The organism is Haloferax sp. Atlit-6N, assembly GCF_003383195.1.
GTDB lineage: Archaea > Halobacteriota > Halobacteria > Halobacteriales > Haloferacaceae > Haloferax > Haloferax gibbonsii.
On sequence record NZ_QEQJ01000006.1, the window covers coordinates 34,442 to 57,339 of the forward strand.

General features: G+C 68.4%; 29 protein-coding genes. 14 read left to right on the plus strand and 15 right to left on the minus strand.

The window, feature by feature from the left end; genetic code table 11:
* Positions 1-22: 22 nt before the first annotated feature.
* Positions 23-682, plus strand: coding sequence for a cyclase family protein (locus DEQ92_RS17730; RefSeq protein WP_050459760.1), 660 nt, complete (start codon positions 23-25; stop codon positions 680-682).
* Between the two features lie 28 nt (positions 683-710).
* Here DEQ92_RS17730 and DEQ92_RS17735 read toward each other — a convergent pair whose 3' ends face one another.
* Positions 711-1,190 carry a DUF456 domain-containing protein gene (locus tag DEQ92_RS17735; RefSeq protein WP_004974612.1) on the minus strand — a complete coding sequence of 160 codons (480 nt, stop codon included), beginning with the start codon at positions 1,188-1,190 and terminating at the stop codon, positions 711-713.
* Between the two features lie 169 nt (positions 1,191-1,359).
* On the opposite strand from DEQ92_RS17735, the gene DEQ92_RS17740 reads away from it, so the two are divergent.
* The 6 genes from DEQ92_RS17740 to DEQ92_RS17765 all read left to right on the plus strand — a co-directional run bounded on the left by DEQ92_RS17740 (position 1,360) and on the right by DEQ92_RS17765 (position 7,378).
* On the plus strand, positions 1,360-1,689 hold the full coding sequence (locus DEQ92_RS17740) for a ferredoxin family protein (RefSeq protein ID WP_004974610.1): 330 nt from the start codon (positions 1,360-1,362) through the stop codon (positions 1,687-1,689).
* Positions 1,690-1,819: 130 nt separating this feature from the next.
* Positions 1,820-2,701 (plus strand): electron transfer flavoprotein subunit beta, encoded by an 882-nt coding sequence (locus DEQ92_RS17745; RefSeq protein ID WP_049913602.1) that lies wholly within the window; start codon positions 1,820-1,822, stop codon positions 2,699-2,701.
* Positions 2,702-2,703: 2 nt separating this feature from the next.
* A complete protein-coding gene (locus tag DEQ92_RS17750) occupies positions 2,704-4,431 on the plus strand; it encodes an electron transfer flavoprotein subunit alpha/FixB family protein (protein WP_050459761.1) in 1,728 nt (575 codons plus the stop codon).
* Positions 4,428-6,092 (plus strand): FAD-dependent monooxygenase, encoded by a 1,665-nt coding sequence (locus tag DEQ92_RS17755; RefSeq protein WP_050459762.1) that lies wholly within the window; start codon positions 4,428-4,430, stop codon positions 6,090-6,092. The genes DEQ92_RS17750 and DEQ92_RS17755 overlap by 4 nt, the downstream gene beginning before the upstream one ends.
* Before the next feature lie 13 nt (positions 6,093-6,105).
* On the plus strand, positions 6,106-6,546 hold the full coding sequence (locus DEQ92_RS17760; RefSeq protein WP_115805013.1) for a hypothetical protein: 441 nt from the start codon (positions 6,106-6,108) through the stop codon (positions 6,544-6,546).
* 97 nt (positions 6,547-6,643) lie between these two features.
* Positions 6,644-7,378, plus strand: a complete 735-nt coding sequence (locus DEQ92_RS17765; protein WP_004974597.1) for a GNAT family N-acetyltransferase — start codon at positions 6,644-6,646, stop codon at positions 7,376-7,378.
* Between the two features lie 100 nt (positions 7,379-7,478).
* On the opposite strand, the gene DEQ92_RS23960 is transcribed toward DEQ92_RS17765, so the two are convergent.
* Both DEQ92_RS23960 and tmcA read right to left on the minus strand, forming a co-directional pair.
* Positions 7,479-7,643 (minus strand): hypothetical protein, encoded by a 165-nt coding sequence (locus DEQ92_RS23960; RefSeq protein WP_004974596.1) that lies wholly within the window; start codon positions 7,641-7,643, stop codon positions 7,479-7,481.
* Between the two features lie 99 nt (positions 7,644-7,742).
* Positions 7,743-10,031, minus strand: a complete 2,289-nt coding sequence (gene tmcA, locus DEQ92_RS17770; RefSeq protein WP_115805012.1) for a tRNA(Met) cytidine acetyltransferase TmcA — start codon at positions 10,029-10,031, stop codon at positions 7,743-7,745.
* Between the two features lie 374 nt (positions 10,032-10,405).
* Here tmcA and rpl7ae point away from each other — a divergent pair, with 374 nt between their 5' ends.
* The 5 genes from rpl7ae (at position 10,406) to DEQ92_RS17795 (ending at position 12,459) form a co-directional block, all read left to right on the plus strand.
* On the plus strand, positions 10,406-10,768 hold the full coding sequence (gene rpl7ae / locus DEQ92_RS17775) for a 50S ribosomal protein L7Ae (RefSeq protein ID WP_004042964.1): 363 nt from the start codon (positions 10,406-10,408) through the stop codon (positions 10,766-10,768).
* Positions 10,769-10,774: 6 nt separating this feature from the next.
* Positions 10,775-10,999 (plus strand): 30S ribosomal protein S28e, encoded by a 225-nt coding sequence (locus DEQ92_RS17780; protein WP_004042966.1) that lies wholly within the window; start codon positions 10,775-10,777, stop codon positions 10,997-10,999.
* A 2-nt stretch (positions 11,000-11,001) separates the two neighbouring features.
* Positions 11,002-11,202, plus strand: coding sequence for a 50S ribosomal protein L24e (locus tag DEQ92_RS17785; RefSeq protein ID WP_004974594.1), 201 nt, complete (start codon positions 11,002-11,004; stop codon positions 11,200-11,202).
* Positions 11,202-11,666 (plus strand): nucleoside-diphosphate kinase, encoded by a 465-nt coding sequence (gene ndk, locus DEQ92_RS17790; protein WP_004974592.1) that lies wholly within the window; start codon positions 11,202-11,204, stop codon positions 11,664-11,666. The genes DEQ92_RS17785 and ndk overlap by 1 nt, the downstream gene beginning before the upstream one ends.
* 220 nt (positions 11,667-11,886) lie before the next feature.
* The gene (locus DEQ92_RS17795; RefSeq protein ID WP_115821185.1) at positions 11,887-12,459 is read left to right on the plus strand and encodes a hypothetical protein; all 573 of its coding nucleotides are present in this window, start codon (positions 11,887-11,889) and stop codon (positions 12,457-12,459) included.
* Positions 12,460-12,482: 23 nt separating this feature from the next.
* Here the strand turns inward: DEQ92_RS17795 and DEQ92_RS17800 are convergent, their stop codons facing one another.
* The 9 genes from DEQ92_RS17800 to DEQ92_RS17840 all read right to left on the minus strand — a co-directional run bounded on the left by DEQ92_RS17800 (position 12,483) and on the right by DEQ92_RS17840 (position 19,318).
* Entirely contained in the window at positions 12,483-12,983 is a 501-nt protein-coding gene (locus tag DEQ92_RS17800) for an ester cyclase (protein ID WP_050459765.1), read from the minus strand.
* 159 nt (positions 12,984-13,142) lie between these two features.
* Positions 13,143-14,216, minus strand: a complete 1,074-nt coding sequence (locus tag DEQ92_RS17805) for a methionine synthase (RefSeq protein WP_004974588.1) — start codon at positions 14,214-14,216, stop codon at positions 13,143-13,145.
* Positions 14,213-15,220 carry a vitamin-B12 independent methionine synthase gene (locus DEQ92_RS17810; RefSeq protein ID WP_004974587.1) on the minus strand — a complete coding sequence of 336 codons (1,008 nt, stop codon included), beginning with the start codon at positions 15,218-15,220 and terminating at the stop codon, positions 14,213-14,215. The genes DEQ92_RS17805 and DEQ92_RS17810 overlap by 4 nt, the downstream gene beginning before the upstream one ends.
* Before the next feature lie 59 nt (positions 15,221-15,279).
* The gene (locus tag DEQ92_RS17815) at positions 15,280-15,876 is read right to left on the minus strand and encodes a HemK2/MTQ2 family protein methyltransferase (protein ID WP_004974586.1); all 597 of its coding nucleotides are present in this window, start codon (positions 15,874-15,876) and stop codon (positions 15,280-15,282) included.
* A complete protein-coding gene (locus DEQ92_RS17820) occupies positions 15,873-17,105 on the minus strand; it encodes a mechanosensitive ion channel family protein (RefSeq protein WP_115805010.1) in 1,233 nt (410 codons plus the stop codon). Before DEQ92_RS17820 ends, DEQ92_RS17815 begins: the two co-directional genes overlap by 4 nt.
* A gap of 9 nt (positions 17,106-17,114) precedes the next feature.
* Positions 17,115-17,978 (minus strand): 16S ribosomal RNA methyltransferase A, encoded by an 864-nt coding sequence (locus tag DEQ92_RS17825; protein WP_050459766.1) that lies wholly within the window; start codon positions 17,976-17,978, stop codon positions 17,115-17,117.
* A 42-nt stretch (positions 17,979-18,020) separates the two neighbouring features.
* Positions 18,021-18,614, minus strand: coding sequence for a DUF655 domain-containing protein (locus tag DEQ92_RS17830; protein WP_004974581.1), 594 nt, complete (start codon positions 18,612-18,614; stop codon positions 18,021-18,023).
* Positions 18,615-18,667: 53 nt separating this feature from the next.
* Positions 18,668-19,024, minus strand: a complete 357-nt coding sequence (locus DEQ92_RS17835) for an RNA polymerase Rpb4 family protein (RefSeq protein ID WP_115821186.1) — start codon at positions 19,022-19,024, stop codon at positions 18,668-18,670.
* 3 nt (positions 19,025-19,027) lie between these two features.
* Positions 19,028-19,318, minus strand: coding sequence for a 50S ribosomal protein L21e (locus DEQ92_RS17840; protein ID WP_004974579.1), 291 nt, complete (start codon positions 19,316-19,318; stop codon positions 19,028-19,030).
* Positions 19,319-19,441: 123 nt separating this feature from the next.
* Between DEQ92_RS17840 and DEQ92_RS17845 the strand changes: the two genes are divergently transcribed.
* Together DEQ92_RS17845 and DEQ92_RS17850 are read left to right on the plus strand one after the other, a co-directional pair.
* The gene (locus tag DEQ92_RS17845; RefSeq protein WP_115805009.1) at positions 19,442-20,602 is read left to right on the plus strand and encodes a cystathionine gamma-synthase; all 1,161 of its coding nucleotides are present in this window, start codon (positions 19,442-19,444) and stop codon (positions 20,600-20,602) included.
* 116 nt (positions 20,603-20,718) lie between these two features.
* Complete coding sequence (locus tag DEQ92_RS17850) at positions 20,719-20,976, plus strand: hypothetical protein (protein WP_004974577.1); 258 nt, start codon at positions 20,719-20,721, stop codon at positions 20,974-20,976.
* A gap of 57 nt (positions 20,977-21,033) precedes the next feature.
* On the opposite strand, the gene DEQ92_RS17855 is transcribed toward DEQ92_RS17850, so the two are convergent.
* The 3 genes from DEQ92_RS17855 to DEQ92_RS17865 form a co-directional block, all read right to left on the minus strand.
* Entirely contained in the window at positions 21,034-21,300 is a 267-nt protein-coding gene (locus DEQ92_RS17855; RefSeq protein WP_004969379.1) for an elongation factor 1-beta, read from the minus strand.
* A gap of 2 nt (positions 21,301-21,302) precedes the next feature.
* Positions 21,303-21,482 (minus strand): HVO_2753 family zinc finger protein, encoded by a 180-nt coding sequence (locus DEQ92_RS17860; protein WP_004042997.1) that lies wholly within the window; start codon positions 21,480-21,482, stop codon positions 21,303-21,305.
* 83 nt (positions 21,483-21,565) lie between these two features.
* Entirely contained in the window at positions 21,566-22,849 is a 1,284-nt protein-coding gene (locus DEQ92_RS17865) for a tripartite tricarboxylate transporter permease (RefSeq protein WP_004974575.1), read from the minus strand.
* Between the last annotated feature and the right edge of the window lie 49 nt (positions 22,850-22,898).

Sequence of the window (22,898 nt, forward strand, 5' to 3'; positions counted from 1 at the left end):
CCACCCCCGCCTAAGGGACGGTATGACCCTCCTCGACCTCACCCGACGCGTCGAGACCGGGATGCCGACGTACCCCGGCGACCCGCCCGTCGCCGTCGAGTCGCACGCCGACTTCGAGGCCGACGGCTACCGCGTCTCGCGGCTCGAACTCGGGACGCACGCCGGAACGCACGTCGATGCGCCCGCACACACCGAACTGGACGGCGCGACGCTCGACGACTTCCCGGTCGAGGAACTCCGGTTCACCGCTCGGGTCGCCGACTGCCGAGACGCGGGCCCCCGCGGTCGAATCGGGCCGGACGCGATTCCCGAACACCTCGAACCGCGCGTGGACTTCCTCGTGTTCCGAACCGGTTGGGAGGACGAGTGGGGGACAGAGCGCATGCCCGACCACCCGGCGCTCGCGCCCGAGACGGCCAGAGCCTGCGCAGAACGGGGGCTCTCGGTCGGCATCGACGCGCTCAGCCCGGACCCGACCGGCGGCGACGGCGTCCCGGCGCACCACGCGATTCTCGGGGCGGGACTGCTCGTCGTCGAGAACCTCCGCGGGTTGGACGCGCTGCCGACCGACCGGACGTTCGATTTGTACGTCATGCCGCTGCGCGTGGACGCCGACGGCGCGCCCGCTCGGGTCGTCGCCGACGCGGAGACGGGACTGATTCGGCGTCGAGACGAGCGGTAACTCGGGAGCGAAGCGAAGTCGGCCGGCGTTAGAGCACCACGACGAGGACGAAGCCGACGAGCATCGAGAAGGTCAACAGCGCCTGCACCGCCGCTGTGGCGAGGACGCCGACCGTGGCGACGAGGGCTCGCCGACCGCTCTCTTCCGCGTCTTGGTGTTCGAGATATTCGAGGGCGAAGACCGTGCCAGCGACGCCGACGAAGATGCCGAGCGGGCCGATGAGGAACATGAGCAGGAAGCCGGCGACTCCGGCGACAATCGACGTTCGGGTCGACGCGCCGCCGAACCGCGCGGCGACCATCCCGCCCGCGTAGTCGGTGACGAGCGCGACGAGGCCGACGAGGGTGAGACCGACGAACGCGATGGGCCCGGGGTCCGAAAAGCCGGTCGATACCCAGTAGACGACCACGCCGAGCACGGAGAGGAGCGCGCCGGGGAGGAGCGGAAGCACGCTCCCGACGACGCCGAGGACCAAGAGGGCGAGCGCGACCCAGAGGAACACGTCCATACCGGGGTGGTTCGGGCCGGGGGCTATTCACCCCACCGAGTGGGCGCGTCGAGGCCGCGGCGGAAGGACGGCGGGTGTGACCGGGTTCTAACTCGCGCGCCACGTCGCCCGGGTTCCGCCCGTTCGGGGGATAGTTTATTGCCTCTACCGAAATATGTCACTAAGAGTCATGGCTATCGACCCGCAGTTCGAGACAAACAGGGAGAAGGTCGGAGAGGAAAACGGCGTGGCCGTCTGGGGACCGGTCGACCCGCCGGAGAAACACGGCATCCACGGCACGCACGTCGCGGTGGACTTCGACATCTGTCTCGCCGACGGAGCGTGTCTGGAAGACTGCCCCGTGGACGTGTTCACGTGGGTCGACACGCCGGGGCACCCGGAGTCCGACATCAAGGCCGAACCGACCCACGAAGACCAGTGCATCGACTGCATGCTCTGTGTCGACGTCTGTCCGGTCGACGCCATCGACGTCGACCCCGGGCGAGCGGGACGCATCTGAGGGAAGAAACCCCGATTTTTTGCGGGCGACACCGCCGACAGCGACGTCGATACGCGGCGCGGACATTCCGGTCACCTAGTACAAAAGATTATTATGAATATGAGCTAGCATTAACTGGAGAGTGTTCTCAATGCACATGGTGGTACTTACAAAAGGCGTGCCCGACTTCCGGGAGGGCCAGGTATCGTTCGACGAGGACGGGCACCTCGAACGGGGGAAGACGCCCACAGTGATGAATCCGAACGACCGCTTCGCGCTGGAGGCGGCGCTCCAGACGCGGATTCGACACGGCGGGCGAGTGAGCGTAATGAGCATGGGGCCGCCGGGGTACAAGGAGGTGTTACGCGAGGCGATGGAGACGGTGTACGCCGACGACCTCCATCTCGTCTCGGACCGCGAGATGGCGGCCGCCGACACGTGGGCGACGGCCATCACGCTCAGCGCGGGCATCGAGACGCTCGGCGAGCCGGACGTGGTGTTCGCCGGGTTCAAGACCGCAGACGGGGAGACGGGCCACACCGGCCCGCAGACGAACTGGTGTCTCGACATGCCCCTCGTCACGCACGTCATCTCCCTCGACATCGACGAAGCGGAGGGGACGCTGCGCGCCAAGCGGCTGGTCGAAGGCGATATCGAGGAGATAGAGACCGTCGAGACGGAGCTTCCGGCGTTCGTCGTCGCGGACCCCGAGTTCGAGCCGTCGTATCGGACGGCGGGCGAACGCCTGACGCTGAAGGACCTGCGCGAGGAGACTCGAGCGCGCGCCGAGAACTACGAGGAGCACCTGACGGTGCGGGACCACGCCGACATCAACGTCGACCCGGACTACATCGGCCTCGACGGCTCGCCGACCATCGTCTCGTCGGTCGACCCGATTCCGAAGGCCCCGGCGGAGCGGGAGGCGACGATGGTCGACCCGGAGGATACGGGAGCCATGCAGGACGTACTGGGCGCGATGCAGTCGGCGGTCGGCGACGACGCCGGCGACGCCGCGGCCGCGGGGGGTGACTGAACGTGACCGACTTCGACCCCGGCGACTACGAGATTTCGGAGCTCGGCCCGGCCATCAAGGACATCGACGACCTCGGCGAGTTAGAGGAGATTCTACAGGCGGAACACCGCGGACAGAACCGCGCGCCGGCCATCGCCCTCATCGAGAGCCGCATCGAGAAGTTCTCCGAGGACGACGACGAGCCGGCCGACGCCGACGAGATGGACCTCGCGTCGATGAGCACCGCGGAGGTCGGAAACGCCCTCCAGAGCGTCGAGGAGGTCTCGGACCTCGAATCCCTCCTCGAACGCGAGGAGGCCGGCGAGGACCGCGACTCGGTGAAGCGGCTCATCAGAAGCCGCATCGACTCCGTGAAGGGAAGCGACGAGGAGGACACGGAAATCGAGGTGGACGACCGGCCGCCCGAGGAGCGCCACCCGGACCTCGACCACCCGACCCGGGACAAGCGGCACGTCCGGTCGCTCCACGGGGGGACCTACCGCGACATGTGGGTCTACTGCGAGACGCAGGCGGGCGAACTCGTGGACGTGTCCAAGGAGATGCTCGGCAAGGCCCGCGACCTGATGGACACCTACAACGACGACTACACGACCGACGAGCGGGTCGTCGCGGTCCTCATCGGCTCCGACGTGTCGAAGCACGTCGAGGACGTCATCGCCTACGGCGCGGACGTGGTCGTCGTCCGCGAGGACGCCCGGCTCGAACGCTTCCAGCACAAGCCGTACACCGAGATATTCTGCGACATGGCCCGCGCGGGGGCGACCCACGAGAACTTCGAGGTCCGAGGCGGCCGCGACGAGCCGTGGCGCGACTACGACAAGCCGCGGTACGTGCTGTTCCCGGCGACGAACAACGGCCGGGACCTCTCGGCGCTCGTGCAGGCCGAACTCGACTCCGGTCTCGCCAGCGACTGCTCGGGGCTCTACATCACGGAGGAGGTCATCTCGAACCCCGTCAAGACCGGCGTCGCCGGCGAGAAAAAGGAGTTCCAGCGCGTCCTGCACATGAAGCGCCCGGACTTCTCCGGCTTCGAGTACTCGACCATCCTCTGTATCGACAACCCGACGCGGGAGTTCCACCCGCAGGGCGCGTCGGTCATCCCGGGGAGCTTCGACCTGCCCGAACCCGACGCCGAGCGCGAGGGCCTCGTGGTCGAACACGACGCCCCACTCGACGACGACTGGTTCCGCGTCACCGTCACCGACTTCGACCAGCTCGACGAGGGTATCGACCTGACCGGCCACGACGTCATCGTCGCGGTCGGCCGCGGCATCGGCGACGACCCGACGAAGGGCATCGAACTCGCCTTGGACCTCGCCGGTCAGTTCGAGGACGCCGAGGTGGGCGTCACCCGCGGCATCGTCACGGGGTCGTTCAACTTCGACGGCCACGTCGAGCAGTACACCCACGAGGACAGACAGATAGGCGAGACCGGACAGGTCGTCGCGCCGAAGCTCTACGTCGCGGCGGGCATCTCCGGCGCGGTCCAACACAAGGTCGGCATGGACGAGTCCGACACCATCGTCGCCGTCAACACCGACCCCGACGCCCGCATCCGAGACTTCTCGGACTACTTCATCGAGGGCGACCTGTTCGAGGTGCTGCCGCGGCTGACGACGGCGCTCAAGGAGGGTCGGTTCGAGGCGGCGGTGGCGAGCGACGGGGGTACCGCACCGACCGGAACGCCGGACGATGGCGCGGCCGAAGACGACCGAGGTGAGTCACGATGAGCGACTACGAACACTACGAAGCGCTCGTCGTCGGGGCCGGACCCGGCGGCGCGGCGGCGGCCGCGACGTTCGCCAACTACGGCATCGAGACGCTCGTCCTCGAACGCGGCGTCGAGGCCGGGTCGAAGAACGTCTCGGGCGGGCTCATCTACGCCGAGGAGTCCGCGCCGTACACCATCGACGACCTCTTTCCGGGGTTCCGGGAGGCGGCCGCCGAGCGGCCCATCACGAAGTACCGCATCCACAACATCGCCGGCGACAAGGTCGAGTCGTTCGACCTCACGGACCTCCACGAACACGACACCGAGTGGTCCGACTCCGTCCTCCGGCGAAAGATGGACTCGTGGCTCGAAGACCGCGTCCACGAACGGACCCGCGAGACCGGCGGCGGCCTCCTGACGGGCGTCCACGTCAACGGCCTGCTCCGCGAGGAGGGCCGCATCGTCGGCGTCACGCTGGACGAACTCGACCCGATAACCGCCGACATCATCGTCGCGGCCGACGGGGTGAACTCCGAACTCGCCCGCGACGCCGGCCTGATGGACTGGGACGAGCCCGACGAGTGGTTCCAGGGCGTCAAGGCCGTCGTCGACATGCCGGAGGACGCCATCGCCGACCGGTTCGACGTGGCGGAAGACGAGGGCGCGGCGCACCTGTTCTCTGGCGACCTCTTCGAGGGCGTCCGGGGCGGCGGTTTCCTCTACACGAACCGCGACACGCTGTCGCTCGGGACGGTGTTCCACCTCGACAGCCTCGTCGCGGAGGAGGCCGAACCACACCAGCTCCTCGACGCTCTCCTGACCCACCCGCTTCTCGCGCAGTGGCTCGGCGACGACTACACCGAACTGGAGTACAGCGCGAAGCTCGTGCCCGACTCGAAGAAGGTCGCCCTGCGCGAACCGCACTTCGGCCGCCTGCTCCTCGTCGGCGACGCGGCCGGTCAGATGCAGGCGCAGGGACCGATAATCAAGGGTATGAACCACGCCGTCACGGCGGGCGCACTCGCGGCGGAGGCGTACGCGCAGGCCAAATCGCGCAACGAGCCCGAAAAAGCGGGGACTCGCTACGCCCGCAAGCTCCGGAGCGAGGGCGTGATGAAGAAGCTCCGGCCCCGCGGCTACGAACTGCTCCGCGGCGTGGCCGAAGACGACGGCGTGACCGACGTGGTCGACACCGTGCTCACCTCGCCGGTCGGGCGCGCCGGCATCCGCGCGCTCTCGGGGCGGCTCGAACGGCTCTACAACGTCCCGACGCTGTCGGCGCTGATGCCGGACACGCGGACGCCCTACGTCACGCTCCCGACGGTCATCGCCGAGGAGTTGGGGACGCGGGTCCGCGACCAGAGCTCGGTGACGCCGCCGGACCTCGAAGCCCGCATCGGCGGGTTGACCTACGACACCGACATCGGCAACCCGCACATCACGCTCCGCGACGAGTCCTACGAGGCCAGCGGGGCCGCGGTTGCGGCCTGTCCCGTCTCGGCGGTCGACTTCGGCGGCGGCTGTTACCGCGAGGAAGTCGTCCGGACCAACGGCTCGGAAGAGCGCGTCGTCAGCCTCGACACCCAGCCCTGCGTCGAGTGCGGCACCTGCGCCGTCGTCGCCGACACGGAGTGGACCCACCCGCGCGGCGACAAGGGCGTCGAGTTCAAGTGGGGGTGACGGAGGTGAGACCATGAGCCGCGAGGCGACCCACTCGGAGTCCCGCGCCGTCGCCGACGGTCGCGGTGCCGAGGAGCGACATCCCGAAGACGTTCGGTTCGGGGAGCGCGCCAGAGCCCTCGCCGCCGAGGCGCGAGAGGCGCGGGAGTCGTTCGACCCGCCGCCGCCGTCCGCCGCGGACCAGCGCGCGCTCGAATGCGCCCGCGACGGCGTCGGCCCGGCGGTCTCGCTCTACGTCAGCGCGCGGACGGGCGACCGGCAGGTCTCCTTCACCGGCGAGGAGTTCGAACTCCTCCACCGGGCGATGAACGACTGGCTCGACATGTACGCCCGGTGCTACGGGGTCGACCTCGACGCGGACTTCACGGTCCGCGAGGCAGCCGAGGTCCTGCTGCGGACCCACGACGTGCTCGACACCGCCCAACTGCTGACCTGCGTCCCCGAGAGGCGCTGAGGGCGGCGCACGGACCCCGATTCACCCGTCGGCTCCACCGACTGTCGTCGGGTCCGGCACGAACAACAATTATAAATCATGAGTGTGATTGTGTACCATGGAAGTAACTGACAGTCTCAACTTCGGACACAAAGACCGCAAGGACATCTACGAGTACATCGAGCGCCACGGGACCGTCCGCGAGGACGAGGTGCGGCGGGCGCTCAACTTCGAGCCAGCGGCGCTGGGGGCGCACCTGACCGTTCTGCGACGGGACGGCTACATCCGAAAGGTCGGCAACTACGTAGAGGTGGCCTACGCGCCCGGCGAGGAGGAGACGGTCGAACTCGGCGACCTCGACGTGACGATTCGGATGGCCCAGAACGTCGACTTGGAGAGCCTCGTCGACGCCATCCACGAGGTCGCCGACGAGGGCCGGTACATCGAGGCCGAGACGGTCGCCGACCTGCTGGACCACGAGGAGGTCGTCCTCCGGCACAACGACGTCAACTCCCGGATGGTGTTCGTCGCCACCGTCGGCGACGAACTCGCCGGCTGGGTCCACCTCGACCTGCCCGAGGCGGAGAAGCTGAGCCACACCGCCGTCCTGACGGTCGGCACTCGACCGGAGTTCCGCGGCCACGGCATCGGGAGCAAGCTCCTCGACCGCGGCGTCGACTGGGCTCGGGAGCGCGGCTTCGAGAAGCTCTACAACAGCGTTCCGGCGACTAACGAGGAGGCAATCGCGTTCCTCGAAGGCCACGGCTGGGAGACCGAAGCCGTCCGCGACGCCCACTACAAGATAGACGGCGACTACGTCGACGAAGTGATGATGGCCGTCACGCTCCGGTGAGCGCTGACCGGCCCCGTCTCCGACCCTGAATTTCTGCGCACTGTCTTCTCCGGCCAGCGACGCGTCGGGGTGCGGCCGCCCCCGCTCGCGACCGGCGGCGCTACGACCAGTCGTCTTCGGCCCCGTCGAGGGGTTCGGCGACGACGCCGTCCTGCTGGACGAGCGCCCTCGCGTGGGCCGTACAGACGTCTCTGTCGGCGTCCCACGGAACGTAGAGCCTGACCGCCGCGACGTTCTCGCAGTCGGGTTCGCTACACTCGGCCATACGAGGAGCGTCGGTTCCGACGACTATCGGTGTGTCGGCGAGCGAGACGGTCGGCTCGCCGCCCCCTCGCCCGCGGCACGGCTCGCGCTCACCGCGCGCTCACCGGAATCGCTCGCGTTCCTCGCGGGCCGCGTCGGTGCCGTACTCGTCCACGAGCGGTTCGTAGGCGTCGCCGAGCGCGCGCATGGCCCCCGCGGTCGAGTGGAAGTCGAGTTCGTCCGCGACGGCGTCCCACGGTCGCATCTGGAAGACCTTGCGGACCAGCAGTCGCTCCTCCCGAGGCGTCAACGAGGCCCGGTCCGGGTTCGTGAGATGCGCGAGGCCGATTCGCCGGAACGCGCCGGGGGCGGTCGTGTAGAGCCCCGGTCCGTAGGACGCGCCCACGACGACGCGCCACTCGTACTCGGAGAGGCCGGGCGAGAACGCGGCGTCGGCGCTTGGGTCGGCACCGGCGTCGACGGCGGCGAGCGCGGCCCGCGCCACGTCGGCGTCGAGGTCCGAGAGGGCGTCGCCGAGCACGTCGCCGACGCGGCCGAGGAACCACTCGGCGTGGCGGTCCCGGAGGTCGCGGCCGGCGGGCGACAGGGGGCGCATCATGAGCGCCGAGTACTCGCCGCTGGTGTCGTTTCTGGTGGTCGAGATGTGGACCGTGCCGTAGCCGTTGTCGCGCCAGAACGAGAGGAGTTCGGGCGTCGCGCCGAAGCCGACGCCGAGGTAGTCCGCGTCGCCCGCGAACTCGTCGCGTACCTCCGAGAGGAGCCGCGAGCCGAGGCCGGACGACCGGACCGCGTGGTGGGTGGCGATGCGCATCACGCGGTAGCCGACGGGGACGCCCGCCGCTTCGTCCCGGAGTTGGCTCGTGAACACGTCGGGGAGCATGTTCCCGCGGATGCGGCCGCCGTCGTACATGTGCCGGCGGGTGTCGGCGTCGAGGCCGCCCTCGCGGGCGAGGAGCGCGACCGAGACGACTCGCCCCCCGTGGGTGAGCGCCCGGAGCGTCAGGTTCGGTGCGTCGAGAAGTCGCGCGAGGTCGTCCGGTTCGGTCCGGTAGTGCGCGAGGACGAGCAGGCCGAACGCCTCGCGGAGCAGGTGTTCGTCGGCCAGCAGGTCGTCGGGCGAAAACGCCCGGTAGGAGACGGTATCGGGCGTCGCGTCAGCGACGAGTTGGTCGACCGGCGGCCGGGCGTCGAGGAGGAGCGCGCGGAACGTCCACGACTCGACGGGGTCGCCGGCGGCGTAGCGAATCGGGTCGTCGAGGCGCGCGTCGGTCACCTCGCGGTCCGCGTCGTCGAGGCGGTCGCGGAAGCGGACGGCGAAGCCGCGGCCCGCGCCCTCGTAGCCCCGGACGGTCGTACAGAAGGCGACCGCGGGCGCGGCGAGGAACGATTCGAGGAGCCTGACGGGCAGGGCGGCCGCCTCGTCCACGACGAGCGCGTCGGCGTCGGCCGCCGCCGCGCCGGCTTCCGTCGGTGGGACGTAGCGGACGCGACCGCCGCTCTCGGCCGCGAGGTCGAAATCGTCCGCGCCGCCGCCTCGGAGCGCGCCGAGTTCGGAGAGGAGTCGCTCCGCGCGGGCGAACACCTCGGCGGCGTTTCGCTTTCCGGGCGCGGTCACGACCACGTCCGCGCCCTCCGCGGCGAGACTCCCGGCGGCGAGGCCCGCCGCGCTCGACTTCCCGCGGCCGCGGTCGGCCTCCACGACGACGGCGGTGTCCGGTTCGGCCAGCGCTTCGAGCGCGGCGAGCGCGGCGGACTGGTCGGCGGTGAGGCAGTCCTCGTAGGCGCGCCGCGGGAACCTTCGGTTCTTCTCTCTCGGTATCCGCGGCGGGGCGGCGTCGAAACTGATTCCCTGTCGGTACGCGCCGTCGCGCTCGACGGTCCCCGAATCGAGGTCGACGAGGGCGACGCCGGGGTGGTCCCGGAGCGTCGAGACGAGTCGGCCGCGGAAGCGGCCGGTCACGTCCGCGACGGAGAACGGCGGGACCGCCAATCGCTCGTCGAAGGCGTCGCAGCGGGTCGGCCACTCGTCGAGGGGTGGCGTGAGCAGGACGAGCAGGCCGCCGCCGTCGACCGCGCCGGCGACGCGGCCGAGCGCGTTCGCCGAGAAGTCCTCGTGGGCGTCGAGGACGACGAGCGTCCGGGTCGTCCCGAGGAGCGACGAGGCGCGCTTCGGTTCGACGCGGTGGAAGCGAAATCCTTCCCGCGCGGTGACGAACGTCACCTCGTCGTCGGGCACGTCGGCCCCGCGGACCGCGTCGAAGGCGGCGTCGATGCCGGCGTCCCGGTCGCCGGCGAGGACGAGGAGGCGTCGCTGGTTCGTCGCCAGCGCCTCCTCGCGACGGGCGGCGGCGAGCGCCTCGACGTCGGGGTCGTCGCCGAGTTCGGTCATGGGGGCGATACGCCGGCGCGACTATTCACATCCTTCGGTCGGGTGCGAGCGCGCTCGTCTCCCAGTCGGTTCAGCCGGCGGTTTCGGTGGCGTGTCACGCCCCGCCACGAGCGTTTCGTGTGAGCAATCGACACGCGAATCCGTGGCGCTTCGGTCGGCGAGAAATCGGGTGTTTCGCGGGTCGTGCGGACGCGTCGCACGGCGGTACGATTTTGAAAGCGCTTTTATGGGGGCCGAAGCAAAGAGTGGTTACAGCCTGTCCGGGGTTGATGAACCTCCTCGCCGTAGGGAAATCGTTGACCGGTCGCGACCGACCGACCGGTGTGATACCGGCGAGGGAGTCGAGCCCGCGAGCAGGATATAGGTGAACAACAATGGCTGTCTACGTAGACTTCGACGTACCGGCCGACCTCGCTGACAGCGCCGTCGAGGCGCTCGAGGTCGCCCGAGATACTGGTATCGTGAAGAAAGGAACCAACGAAACGACCAAGTCCATCGAGCGGGGCAACGCCCAGCTCGTCCTCATCGCGGAAGACGTCTCCCCCGAGGAGATCGTCATGCACCTGCCCGAACTCGCCGACGAGAAGGGCATTCCGTTCATCTTCGTCGAGACGCAGGACGACATCGGCCACGCCGCCGGCCTCGAAGTCGGCAGTGCCGCGGCCGCCATCGTCGACGCCGGCGACGCGTCCGACGATGTCGAGGACATCGCGACTAAGGTCGAGGACCTTCGATAACCGACTATGAGCGCGGACGAACAAGCCAGCGACTCGACGCCTGCCGAAGTCATCGAAGTCGTTGGAAAGACTGGGATGCACGGCGAGGCCATGCAGGTCAAGTGCCGCATCCGCGAAGGCTCCAACCAGGGCCGTATCATCACGCGAAACGTGCTGGGTCCCGTCCGCGAGGGCGACATCCTCCAGCTCCGCGAGACTCAGCGTGACGCCGACTCCATCGGAGGGCAGTAACAATGGTCGAAAAGCGCACGTGCGACTACAGCGGTGAGGAAATCGAGCCCGGCACGGGCACGATGTACGTCAAGACCGACGGTACCATCCTCCACTTCAAGGACTCGAAGGCCGAGAAGAACTACTTCCTCGGCCGCGAGGCCCGCGACCTCGAGTGGACGGAGGCCGGCCGCCGCGCGAGCGGCAAGTCGGAGGACAACTGATGTCCGACGCAGAGCGCACCTTCGTGATGGTCAAGCCCGACGGCGTCCAGCGCGGCCTCATCGGAGACATCGTCTCCCGCTTCGAGGACCGCGGTCTGAAGATGGTCGGCGGCAAGTTCATGCAGATCGACGAGGAGCTCGCTCACGACCACTACGGTGAGCACGAGGGCAAGCCCTTCTTCGAGGGTCTCGTCGACTTCATCACGTCCGGTCCCGTCTTCGCGATGGTCTGGGAAGGACAGGACGCGACTCGACAGGTCCGCGGCATGATGGGCGAGACGGACCCCGCAGAGTCCGCTCCCGGCACCATCCGCGGCGACTACGGTCTCGACCTCGGCCGGAACGTCATCCACGGCTCCGACCACGAGGACGAGGGCGCGAACGAGCGCGAAATCGCGCTCTTCTTCGACGAGGACGAACTCGTCGACTACGAGCGCATCGACGAGACCTGGCTCTACGAGTAAGTCTCGTCTCGCGGTTCTCACGTTTTCTGCCGAGAGGAGCGGCGGCCACGTCTCCCCTCTCGTCCGCGCTCCAGCCGACGGGGACGCTCCCGTCGACAATGGAGTGTGCGAAAGACTATCATCAGTCACACCAGGACTGCCGGCGACGACCGTCACCGCGACCTGACCGTCCACCGCGCGGCGAACAACGGTTTTCTCGTCGCCCGGCGAAACGTGTCACATGGTCGAAGTTGAACTCGTACTCCTCGCGCTCGCGGCGCTGTTCGTCGTCGGCGCGGTGGCGATGCTCGGCGCGACCGCGGTGGCGGCGTGGACGACCGCGCGACTGGCGGCGACGCTCTCGACGCTCGTGCGTCCGGTCGTCCTCGGGCCGACCGACATCCGCGACGTCGAACTCCGCGTGGCCGGCCTGCGCGCGCTCGACCACGTCGATTCGGGCGTCGTCACGAACGTGGTCCCCGAGCGGCGGCGCGGAGCGAGCGGTTTCGCCCGGTTCTCTCGCCGGGACGGCGTGCGACTCGACCTCGCGCTCGCGACGCCCGACGACCGGACCGCGACGGTCTGGGTTCCGGTTCCCGAGGCGCTGACCGGCGGCTCGCGGTTCGAACGCATCGCCGCGGCGTGCGACGTGCCACCCGAAGAGATTTCAGACGCCGTCGGGACGGAGCTTCCGTTAGTCCGCGGTGCCGACGGCGGGTGGCGAATCGGGAGTGAGGGCAATCGCGGGCTCGGTGGTGCCGACGTCGGAGACGACGCGACCCGAGAACGCTCGTTCGAGACCGAGCGCGTCTAACTCGGTCTGTCGGCTCGACCGCGTCACCGGCCGCCGCCGAGGCGCGACCGAATGCGCCGGGCCGCCAGTTTGGCGACGACCCGCGGTCCCGGCGGAAGCAACCCGAGTTGGCGCGCGATTCCCATCAGGTTCACCAGGTTCCACTGCTCGACGATGCGGCCGTCTTCGAGTCGGAAGACGAAGAACGCCGGTTGCTCGAACGACTTCCCGGTCGGGACGAGGTTCCCCCACGGCTCCTGCGGCGTCCCCCGCGCCGTGAGCCGCATCATCACCCGGTCGCCCTCGCCGACCGCGTCTTCGACAGCGAGGGTCCAGTCCGGAACCGCCCCCCGGAAACCGAGTATCTGGTCGACCAGCGCGTCTCTCCCCACTCTGTCGACGTCGACGCCCAACTGGTGAGTGACGACGTCCTCGCGGACCAACTCCTCGGCCGCCGCCGCGTCCCCCTCGTTGACGAACTCCTCGACGTATCGGCGGCACAGTTCGACGTTCGTCCGTTCCGGTGCGACTGATTCGGTGCCCATACCGAGCGATACGCTATGTGCTATGTTAACATTTATTTCACGTACAGGACGGGGAGACACTCACGGCGGCGAGAACGCGATGGGAGTCTGCGACTCTGGGTTCGATACGGACAAGAAAGACGAACGGGGAGTTGTTCGGGCGCTCGGACACTCAGCCGCTCAGTCGGCCTGCGGGACGGGCGCGTCGAGGTCGATTTCGCCGGCGTCGAGTTCGGCTTCGACCTCGCGGGCGGCTTTGACCATGTTCTCCGTCTTCTGGTAGGCGACTTCGCGGGGGAGGAGCTTCACGCCGCAGTCGGGCGAGACGGTGAGCTTCTCCGGCGGGACGACCTTCAGACCCTGCTTGATGTTCTCCTTTATCTCCTCGACGGTCTCGACTTCGGTGGTGTGCACGTCGAGGACGCCGAGCGCGAGGTCCGGCTCGAACTCGGGGTCGGTGAACACGTCAATCTGCTCGTAGCCGCCGTTGCAGAGTTCCACGTCGAACTCGTCGATTGGGTAGTCGTTGAGTTCGGGGTAGATGCGGGAGTAATCGCCGTAACAGACGTGGAGGCCGATGCGGACCTCGTCGGAGATGCCCGCAACGATGCGTTCGAGACACTCGCCGACGATGGCGTGGTCGTCCGGCGTCGTCGCCAGCGCGGGCTCGTCGATCTGGATGTAGGTCGCGCCCGCCTCGACGAGCTTCTCGATTTCCTCGTTGACGAGGTCGGCCAGCGCGTACGCGAGGTCGGCCTCGGAGTCGTAGTGCTCGTTGAACGACCAGCTAGCCAGCGTATACGGGCCCGTGATGGGGACCTTGACGGGCTTGGAGGCCACGTCGCTCGTGAACTCGAACTCGTCGACCAGCCACGGCTCGTCGTACTCGACCTCGCCGACGACCGAGGGCTTGTCGAAGTAGTTGTGGCCCCACACCTTCACCGGGCCGTTGAACTCGTAGCCGGGGATGCGGTGGGCGAAGTACTCGACCATCTCCTCGCGGCGCATCTCGCCGTCGACGACGGTGTCGAGGCCGGAGCGCTCGTGCTCGCGGGTGATGACGCGACAGGCGTCGTCGTGGGCCTCGTGGAGGTGCTCCTGGGTGAACTTGGAGTCGGGGTCCTCCGCGAGGTCGTTGGCGCGGTTGAGCCACTTGGGCTTCGGGTAGGAGCCGACGACGGTGGTGAGCAGGAAGTGCTCGTTTTCGTGGCCTTCAGGGCGGAACTGCTCGCGGTTCTCGGCGTCGCGGCTCATGCTTCCACCTCCAGTTCGTCCTCGGTGGCGGCCGCGAGGGCGGCGAGTTTCTCCGTCGCGCGGTTCTCCGGCAGGTAGAACAGTTCGGTGTTGGAGGTCACGTAGGCGGTGTCGAACGTCTGGCTCTGGACGTTGTCGAGGGTCCACTCGACGCGCTCGCGGACCGTGTCGGGGTCTTCGACCAGCGTGTTCTGGCCGTCGACGAGGCCCAGGGCGATGTCGTCTTTCGTGCCGTACTCGTTGATGTTGTAGAGCGTCTGGTCGCGGTCACCGGCGACGAAGTCGAAGCCGATGGCCTCGACGTCGGCGTCCATGAGGTGCGCGTAGACCTTCTCGTCGAGCGCGCCCCAGTAGGTGTGGACGACCACGTCGGCGTCGGTCGCGTCGGAGACGGCGGAGATGGCCTCGGCGACGCGCTCGTCGACGTCCTCGCCCGGCGGCGAGAACACGAGCGAGGGTTCGAGGAGGAACAGCGTCTCGTGGTCGGGGAAGGCGTCGACCTCGCCGGCGAGGAACTCGCTGACTGCGCCGAGGAAGTCGGCCTCGTCGCCGTAGTGCTCGTCGGTCGCGAGGTCCGAAAGCGAGTACGGGCCGGGGAGGACCGCCTGCAGCGACTCGTCGCCGAGGAGGTCGGCGGTAGCGTCGAGTTCGGCCGCGACGTCGCCGGAGAAGGTGAGTTCGCCGCGGACCTGCGGGTCGCGGTAGAAGTTGTTGTTGTCGTAGTAGCGGACGATACCGCCGGTCTCGACGTTCTCGTGGACCGTCAGCGGGTGCGCGAGCATGTCGTCCCAGCGGAGTTGCGCCTCGACGACGCGGTCGAGACCGGCGTCAGTCTGTTCGGAGACGACTTCCTCGCGGGCGCGGTCGTACGCGCTCACGATGTCCGCGCCCTCGTTACCGGAGATGAGGTCGTGTTTCTGGTGACCCTTGAGGTCGGAAAGCTCCTGTTTCGCCCAATCCGGGAGGGGATACAGTCCCGGTGTCGTCGAGACGAGTTCAGTCATCACTCCTGGCTAAGAAATGACGGCCTATAATATTTCCTGTATCAACATATGCGCATTGGTTATTCCAACGCGAGCACCGTGAGGGTCTCGTAGGGGTACGACTCCTGGACGACGACCTCGTGGCCGAAGCCGTTCGCCTCGGCGCGGGCGAGCACCTCGTCGTAGCCCGTGAAGCTACTCACGAGGAGGAAGACGGTCCCGCCGGGCTTGAGGACGCGGCCGACCGTGTCGAGGAACGGGTCGATGATTTCGCGGCCGTCCTCGCCGCCGGTGAGCGCGACTTCCATCCAGTCGTCGCGCGCGGCTTCGAGGTCCTCGGGGAGGTACGGCGGATTGAACGCCACCGCGTCGAAGGCGTCGTCGCGGAACGGCTCGACGAGGCTCCCGCGAACGACCTCGAAGCCGCGGCCGCCCTCGGCGCGGATGGCTGCGGCCCGCTCGGCCGCCTGCCGGCAGGCGTGTGGATTGAGGTCGCTCGCGACCACGTCGGCGTCGGTCTTCGTCGCGAGTTGCTCTGCGACCCAGCCCGAGCCGGTGCCGACTTCGAGGACGCGTCCCGAGACGCGCCCGACCGCGGCCTGCGCGAGCAGTCCGGAGTCCTCCGCGGGCTGGTAGACGGAGGTGTTCATCCCGCGGCGCTCGGCGAGGTCGGTCATTCGTCGGCCTCCGTGGAACCAGTCGAGGCGTCGCCATCGGCCTCACCGCCCTCGACGCCGCCGTCGGCTTCGGGGCTCGCCTCGGGCCTCGTATCGGTGAGCGGAATCGGCCCCGAGGGGTCGCGCTCGGACAGCGCGCGCTGCGGGAACGGGATGGTGATGTCCTCCTCGGCGAACGTCTCGCGGACGGCCGAGATGGTCGCCGTGCGGGCGCGCCACCACCGGCGGGCGCTCGGGCGGTCTATCCACGGGCGAACCCCGAGGACGACCGCGGAGTCGTCGAACCGCTTGGCGACGACCTGCGGCTTCGGCACCGAGAGCACCTCGTCGAGGTCTTCGACAGCCGCCTGCGCCACGTCCGCGGCGTGGTCGATGTCGGTCTCGTAGTCGACGCCGACCTCGACGTCGAGGCGGAGTCGACCCTTTCGGCTCCGGTTGACGAGGCTCTCCGAGCTCACCACGTCGTTCGGAATCATCACGAACTCGCCGTCGAACGTCTGGATGCGCGTGTTCACGACCGTGATTTCGGTGACGATACCCTCGTGGTCGCCGACTTCGACCCAGTCGCCGATTTCGAACGGCCGGGAGAACATGATGACGAAGCCCGCGATGAGCGCGCCGAGGGTCTGTCTCGCCGCCATCCCGACCACGATGCCGAGGAAGCCAGCGCCGACGAGGAAGCCGCCGAGGTCGGCCCGCCAGATACCGAGGATGACCGCGAGCGTCGCGAGGTAGGTCGTCACCTGCGCGATGCGGTAGATGATTTCGCGCTGGTGGTCGGAAATCTCCGGTCGCGTGCTCGCAATCTCGCCGATGAACCGACCGAGGACGCTCGTCAGGACGTACGCGCCGACGACGAACGCCGCCGACAGCGCGATGCGGACGAACGTCTGCCTGTTGAGGTCGTACTGCGCCGAAATCGTGCCGATGTCGCCCGACAGCGACCAGACCGCGAAGACGAACGCCCCGCCGCCGGCGACGACGACGAGTCGGAGCACCGTCACCGAGAGGTGCCACACCGGCATCGAGACGGCGTCGACCTCCTTGTCGTGGAGTCGCGCGCCGAGTCGCCAGACGGCGACGACGGCGACGGTCACGAGGAGGCTCGCGGCGACGCGAAGCTCGAACGTCGGGAACAGCGACGCGATGTCGAGAACCGTGTCGCTCTGGAGGGGCGTGCCGGTGGAGGCGAGACGAGAGAGGGTCACGGCGAGCGCGGGGCGTATCATGGAGTTAGGTTACCGGCCGACCGACGCGGCGAGTTCCGCGAGTTCGGCGAACTCCGCGGGAGCCATGTTGCCGGCGCGCTTTCGGAGCACGTCCTCGTCGGCCGCCTCGACGACCGCTTCGGGGTCCGACAGCCCGGAGATGTGCGCCGTGTTTCGGATGCCGTTTCTGATGGTCTTCCGTCGCTGGGTAAACAGCGCCTTCACGAAGTCGAGGAAGAACGCCTCGTCTTCGACCTCGTACTCCGGGTCGCGCGGCGTGATGCGGACGACGACGCTCTGGACCGCCGGCTTGGGGTCGAACGCCTCGCGGGGGACGTGCTCGCAGACCTCGACCTCGCCGTAGTGCTGGGTGCTCACCGAGAGGCGGCCGTACTCCGAGGTGCCCGCCTCGGCGGCCATCCGCTCGCCGAACTCCTTTTGGAACATCAACACCAGCGGCTTCCCGCGGGGGAGCAGCCGGAACGAAATCTCCGAGGAGATGCCGTACGGGAGGTTCGAGACGCACGCGGTGAACTCGGGCAGGTCGACCTCGAGCGCGTCGCCCTCGACGACGGTGAGCCGTCCCGCTTCGACCTCGTCGGCGAACTCGCGGCGCAGGTGCTCGGCGAACGTCCGGTCCTGTTCGACGACGGTGACGCGGTCGGCGACGCCGAGCAGTCGGTCCGTGAGGACGCCCGGCCCGCCGCCGATTTCGAGGACGTGCGAGCGGTCCGCGTCCTCGGGGAGGTACGTCGGGATGCGGTCGACGACGCGGTCGTCGACGAGGAAGTGCTGGTCGTGGTCCGGGTTCCCGCGAGCGCCCGCCCGCCGGATGAGGGCGTCCGGGTCGCGCGCGCCGGCCCCGCGGACCTGTTCGCTGCCGTCGCTCGTCATTGGGAGAGGTATCGTGCGGGAGCGGGTAAAAGTCCCGTTCCGCTACCGCCCGTCGCGTCCGACGAACGTCTTGTACTTCACGTCGTTGTCGCGGAGTTCGTCGAGGATGCGCTCGACGATGACCTCCTTCGGGCGGTGAAGCCCGGAGACCCGCTCTTCGAGGTCTTCGAACGACTCGAACGGTCCCTGCCGCTTGCGCGATTCGAGAATCTTGTCGCGGAGCTTCTTCCCGATGCCGGGAAGCAAGTTGAGCTGGTGGAGCCGCAGGGTGATGGGCTGTGCGTCGTTGTAGAAGTCGACGAACCGCCGTTCGTCGGCCTCGACGATGTCCTCGACGACGTAGTCGACTTCGGCCGTCGCCGTGTTCGAGAGGTCGCCGTACGAGAGTTCTTCGACGGACTGAATCAGCTCGCGGTCGGCGACCGGCGAGACGACGAGCCGGTCGCCGATGCTCACGTCGGCGTCTTCGACGAGGGTCAACTCGAGGAGACGGAAGTCGGACTCTCCGAGCGCGTACGCGATGGGTGCCGCGTCGAAGCGCCGTCGGTCGTCTCCCTGACGCCCGTGGCGGAGTACGTCGAGTACGACGACGTACTCGGTCGTGGCGTCGGCGTCACCGCTCTCCGTACGTGTCATGCCAGTAGTTACGGCGAGCCGATATTTAAATAGTTGGCCGCGCTGTCACGCGGTCAGACGTACTTCGCGACGACGTTGAGGATTTCGTCGAGTTCGGCGCCCGAGAGCGCGTAGCGCTGCTGGGCGAACACCGCGCGAAGTTCGTCGCGCGACTGCGGGAGGAGGTCCGCGATTTTGATGGCGGTCGGACCGTCGACCTTCTCGAGCTCGGCGAGCTCCTCGACGAGTTCGCGAGATTCCTCGGGGTCGAGGTGGGCGAACCGGTTGACGTGTTCTATCGCACGGGCCAGTTCGTAGCGCATCTCGCGCTCTTCGTCGGCGGCGCGTTCCGCCTCAACCTCGGCGAGCAGTTCCTTGACCTCGGAGGTCGTCAGATACTCCTCGTCGAGCTTTTCTTTGAAGATGGTCATCGCTTACTGCTGGGCGCGCAGGTGAGCGGGTCGGACGATGACCGTCTTCTCTTTGCCGCCGTCGTTGATCTGCACCTTGAACGCGCGGCCCTGCTTCCCGAGGACCTCGCCGGTGAGACCGTTGAAGCGCGGGTGGAAACGACCCTCGCGAACGCTGGGGTCGATGTTGAGGTGGACCTTCTGGCCCTCCTCGAATTCCGCGATAGCGCGCTGCGGCGGCGAAGTGCCGCGCTCGCGCGGCTTGTTCGAGAGCTTTCCTCGCGTCCCCTTCATCGGACCGTTGGAGCTCGGCATAGTCGTGAGAACGAATACTTGCGTCGCCATTATAAATTGCACGTTACGAACCGCGCGTGTGTGTCCCCCGCGTGGTCGCGCGGGAGGGACGGACTTAACCCGAGTCGGTGCGGCGCTTCTCGTATGTCCGAAGACGAGCGACGCATCGAGACGCGCGCCATCCACGCGGGACAGGAGCCCGACGAGGAGACGGGGGCGCTCATGACGCCCATCTACGCGAACTCGACGTACGCCCAAGACGGGCCGGGTGACCACCGCGGCTACGAGTACTCCCGCACGGGGAACCCGACGCGAACCGACCTCGAATCGAACCTCGCGGCGCTCGAACACGGCTCGCACGGCCGCGCCTTCTCCTCGGGGATGGGTTCGATAAACACCGTGCTCAACCTCCTCGAAGCGGGCGACCACGTCGTCGCCGGCAACGACGTCTACGGCGGCACCCACCGCATCTTCACGCAGGTCTACGAGAAGTACGACCTCGAGTTCGACTTCGTCGACACCACCGACCACGACGCCGTCCGCGACGCCGTCCGCGACGAGACCGAGCTCGTGTGGGTCGAGACGCCGACGAACCCGCTCATGCGCGTCAACGACATCGAGGCGCTCGCCGACATCGCCCACGAGGTCGACGCGCTGTGCGCCGTCGACAACACCTTCGCCACGCCGTATCTCCAGCGCCCGCTCGACCACGGCGCGGACATCGTCTCGCACTCGCTGACGAAGTACCTCGGCGGCCACTCCGACGTCGTCGGCGGCGCGCTCGTCACCGACGACGCGGACCTCGACGAGGAGATAGCGTTCTACCAGAACTCCGTGGGCGCGACGCCCTCGCCGTTCGACTGCTTCCTCGTCCTCCGCGGGACCAAGACGCTCCCGGTCCGGATGGACCGCCACTGCGACAACGCCCGCGAACTCGCCGCGTGGCTCGACGACCACGAGGCGGTCTCCGAGGTGTTCTACCCCGGCCTCGACTCCCACCCGCAACACGACCTCGCGGCCGAGCAGATGGACGACTTCGGCGGAATGCTCTCGTTCGAACTCGACGGCTCGCTCGAACAGGCCTCGACCGTCGTCGAGGAGACCGAGGTGTTCACGCTCGCCGAGAGCCTCGGCGGCGTCGAGAGCCTCATCGAACAGCCCGCGGCGATGACTCACGCGGCCATCCCCCGCGAGGAGCGACTCGAAGCGGGCCTCACCGACGGCCTCATCCGCGTCTCGGTCGGCATCGAGCACATCGACGACATGAAAGCCGACCTTCAGCGAGCGTTCGACGCGGCGTTCTGAGCGTCGGAGTCCGCGTCGACTCGTCCTCACGCGCCCTCGCGCGCTCGCACGCCGGTCGTTGCCGAAAGTTGAGAACGCGGGCAAGGGTTATTGAATAGCACGAAGAATAATGAGGTATGTCCCAGGAGTCAGTCACCCTGAGCGCGGAGTCCGTACAGCGACAGAGCTACGCCGAACCGACCGACCGCGTGATGGTCGATTCCGACGACCACGAGGGGTCGAGCCACAGCGCCGAGCAGTTCGGTATCGGGCTGGCCATCGGCTTCCTTCTCGGCGGCGTCGCGGGCGTCATCGGCGACTCCCTGGCCATCGGCGTGATGCTCGGGCTCACGTTCGGCGTCGTCCTCGGCGTCTACTTCATGGAGCGCCGCTGACGGCGGTCGAACGCGGTCGCTCCGGGGACGAGACTTCGAAAAAGGTCGGTCGTCAGTTCAGATACGGCCGACGTTCTCGACGGAGACGCTCTCGACGCCTTCGACTTCGATAAACGCCTCTTCGACGGCCTCGGTGCCACCGGCGTCGTCGGGGACGATGACCGTCGGCAGGAGGGCGACGAGTCCGAACGCGACGTCGTCGCGTTCGAAGCCCTTGATCTTCGCACCCTCGGGCAGGGAGTCTTCGAGCGCGTCCTCGAGGTTGTCGAGGTCGAGCTCGGGGCTGTTCGGCATGACCTTGATTTTAGCAGCTACTTTTCCCATGATTATGGACCCATGAATCCGCAGTCGGGGCACTCGTAGAGGTTGCTCTGCTTGCGGCACTTGGAACAACGCGAAATCTCCTGGCCACAGTCGGGGCACTTGAACGTCGCCGCGCTCATGCCGGCGATGTTGATGCCACAGGACACACACTGGTGCGCGTGTCGCTGTTCGGACTCGCTCATACGCTCATAAACCGGCGCGCGACTTTTAACCGTTGTCTTTCCGGGTTCTGCTGGGGGAAATCCGTGTCCCGCGTGGACACGACTCACCCGAGTACCAGCGGCCCCATGAGGACGCACATCAGGTGGACGCGCCGACAGCCGAACCGAACGGGGAGATGGCCGACAGCCCCGGCGACGGCGAGGACGACGACGCCGCCGACGCCAGCGAACGCCCACGAGAGAACGACGAGGAGGGCGCAGACGGCGGTGACGAGTCGGCGCTGGTCGAGTCTCCCGACGAACGCGAGCGCCCGGTCGCCGACGACAGGCACCAACACCGCCCCGCAGAGACCCGAGACGACCGTCACCGGCACCGCGAGGCCGAGGCCGGTCGGGAGCTTCGCCTCCGTGAGTGCGACGAGCGCGCCCGTTCTGGGCGTCCCCAACCCGGCGAGGGCGAACAGCGCGAACACCGTCGTCGCCGTCGTGGCGGCGCTCGTCGCCGTGACGTAGGCCCGGGTCGACTCGTCTGGGTCGGTTCTGGGGAGCGCCGCGAGCGCGAGCGTGCCGGCGACTCCGGCGGAAACGCCCGGGAGGTAGCCGACGAACGCCCCGCCGCCGGCACCCGCCGCGACGCTCCGCGCGACCGAACGCGGCGAGGTCGCGAGCGCGGCGTCACCCTGCGGTGGGACGCCGGCCCCGCGTCGCGCCGCCAAGAGGACCGGAACACCGAACAGCCCGGCCAAGAGCGGGGCCAACACGCCACCGACCGGAAGCGGTCCCCCGAACGGCCGGTCGAGAACCGCGAGACCCAGCCCCGTCGAGGCGACGATGGTCACGCAGGCCGCCAGTTTGGCCCGCCGACTCGGTTCGGTCCAGACGAGCGCGGCGGCGACGGCGGCGAGCACCACCCACAGGTGGTCCCGGACGACGGGATAGCCCTCGACCAGTACCTCGGTGAGCGGCACCGCGACCGGCACCGCCAGACAGAGCGCCGCGCCGCTACCGAGCGCCGACAGCCTGAGCGCTTCGCGTCCCCGCCCGCCGAGAACGAGTTTGTGCGCCGGCAACGCCCCCGGCGCGAGCGCGGCGTCGGGCACGCCGAGCGTCAGCGCCGGCACCACGTCGAGGAAGGTGTGGACGGTCGACGCGGCGAGGACGGCGGCCGCGACGGCGACCGGCGGGCCGGGGAACTCGGACGCGACGCCGGCGAGGAGCAGAGCGAACGCGTTCGCGTGGAGGCCGGGAATGAGGCCCGAACAGGTCCCGAGGAAGACGCCGACGACCACGCCGAGGAGGGCGGCGGTCGTCGGGTCGGCCGCGACGGGCGACGCGAGCGCCGCCGCTCGAGCGAACAGGGAGACGACTGCCCCGCCGGTGAGGAACATCGCGCCGGAGTGGCCGCGGCTTTCGATATGAAGCTACGCGCTCGGCACC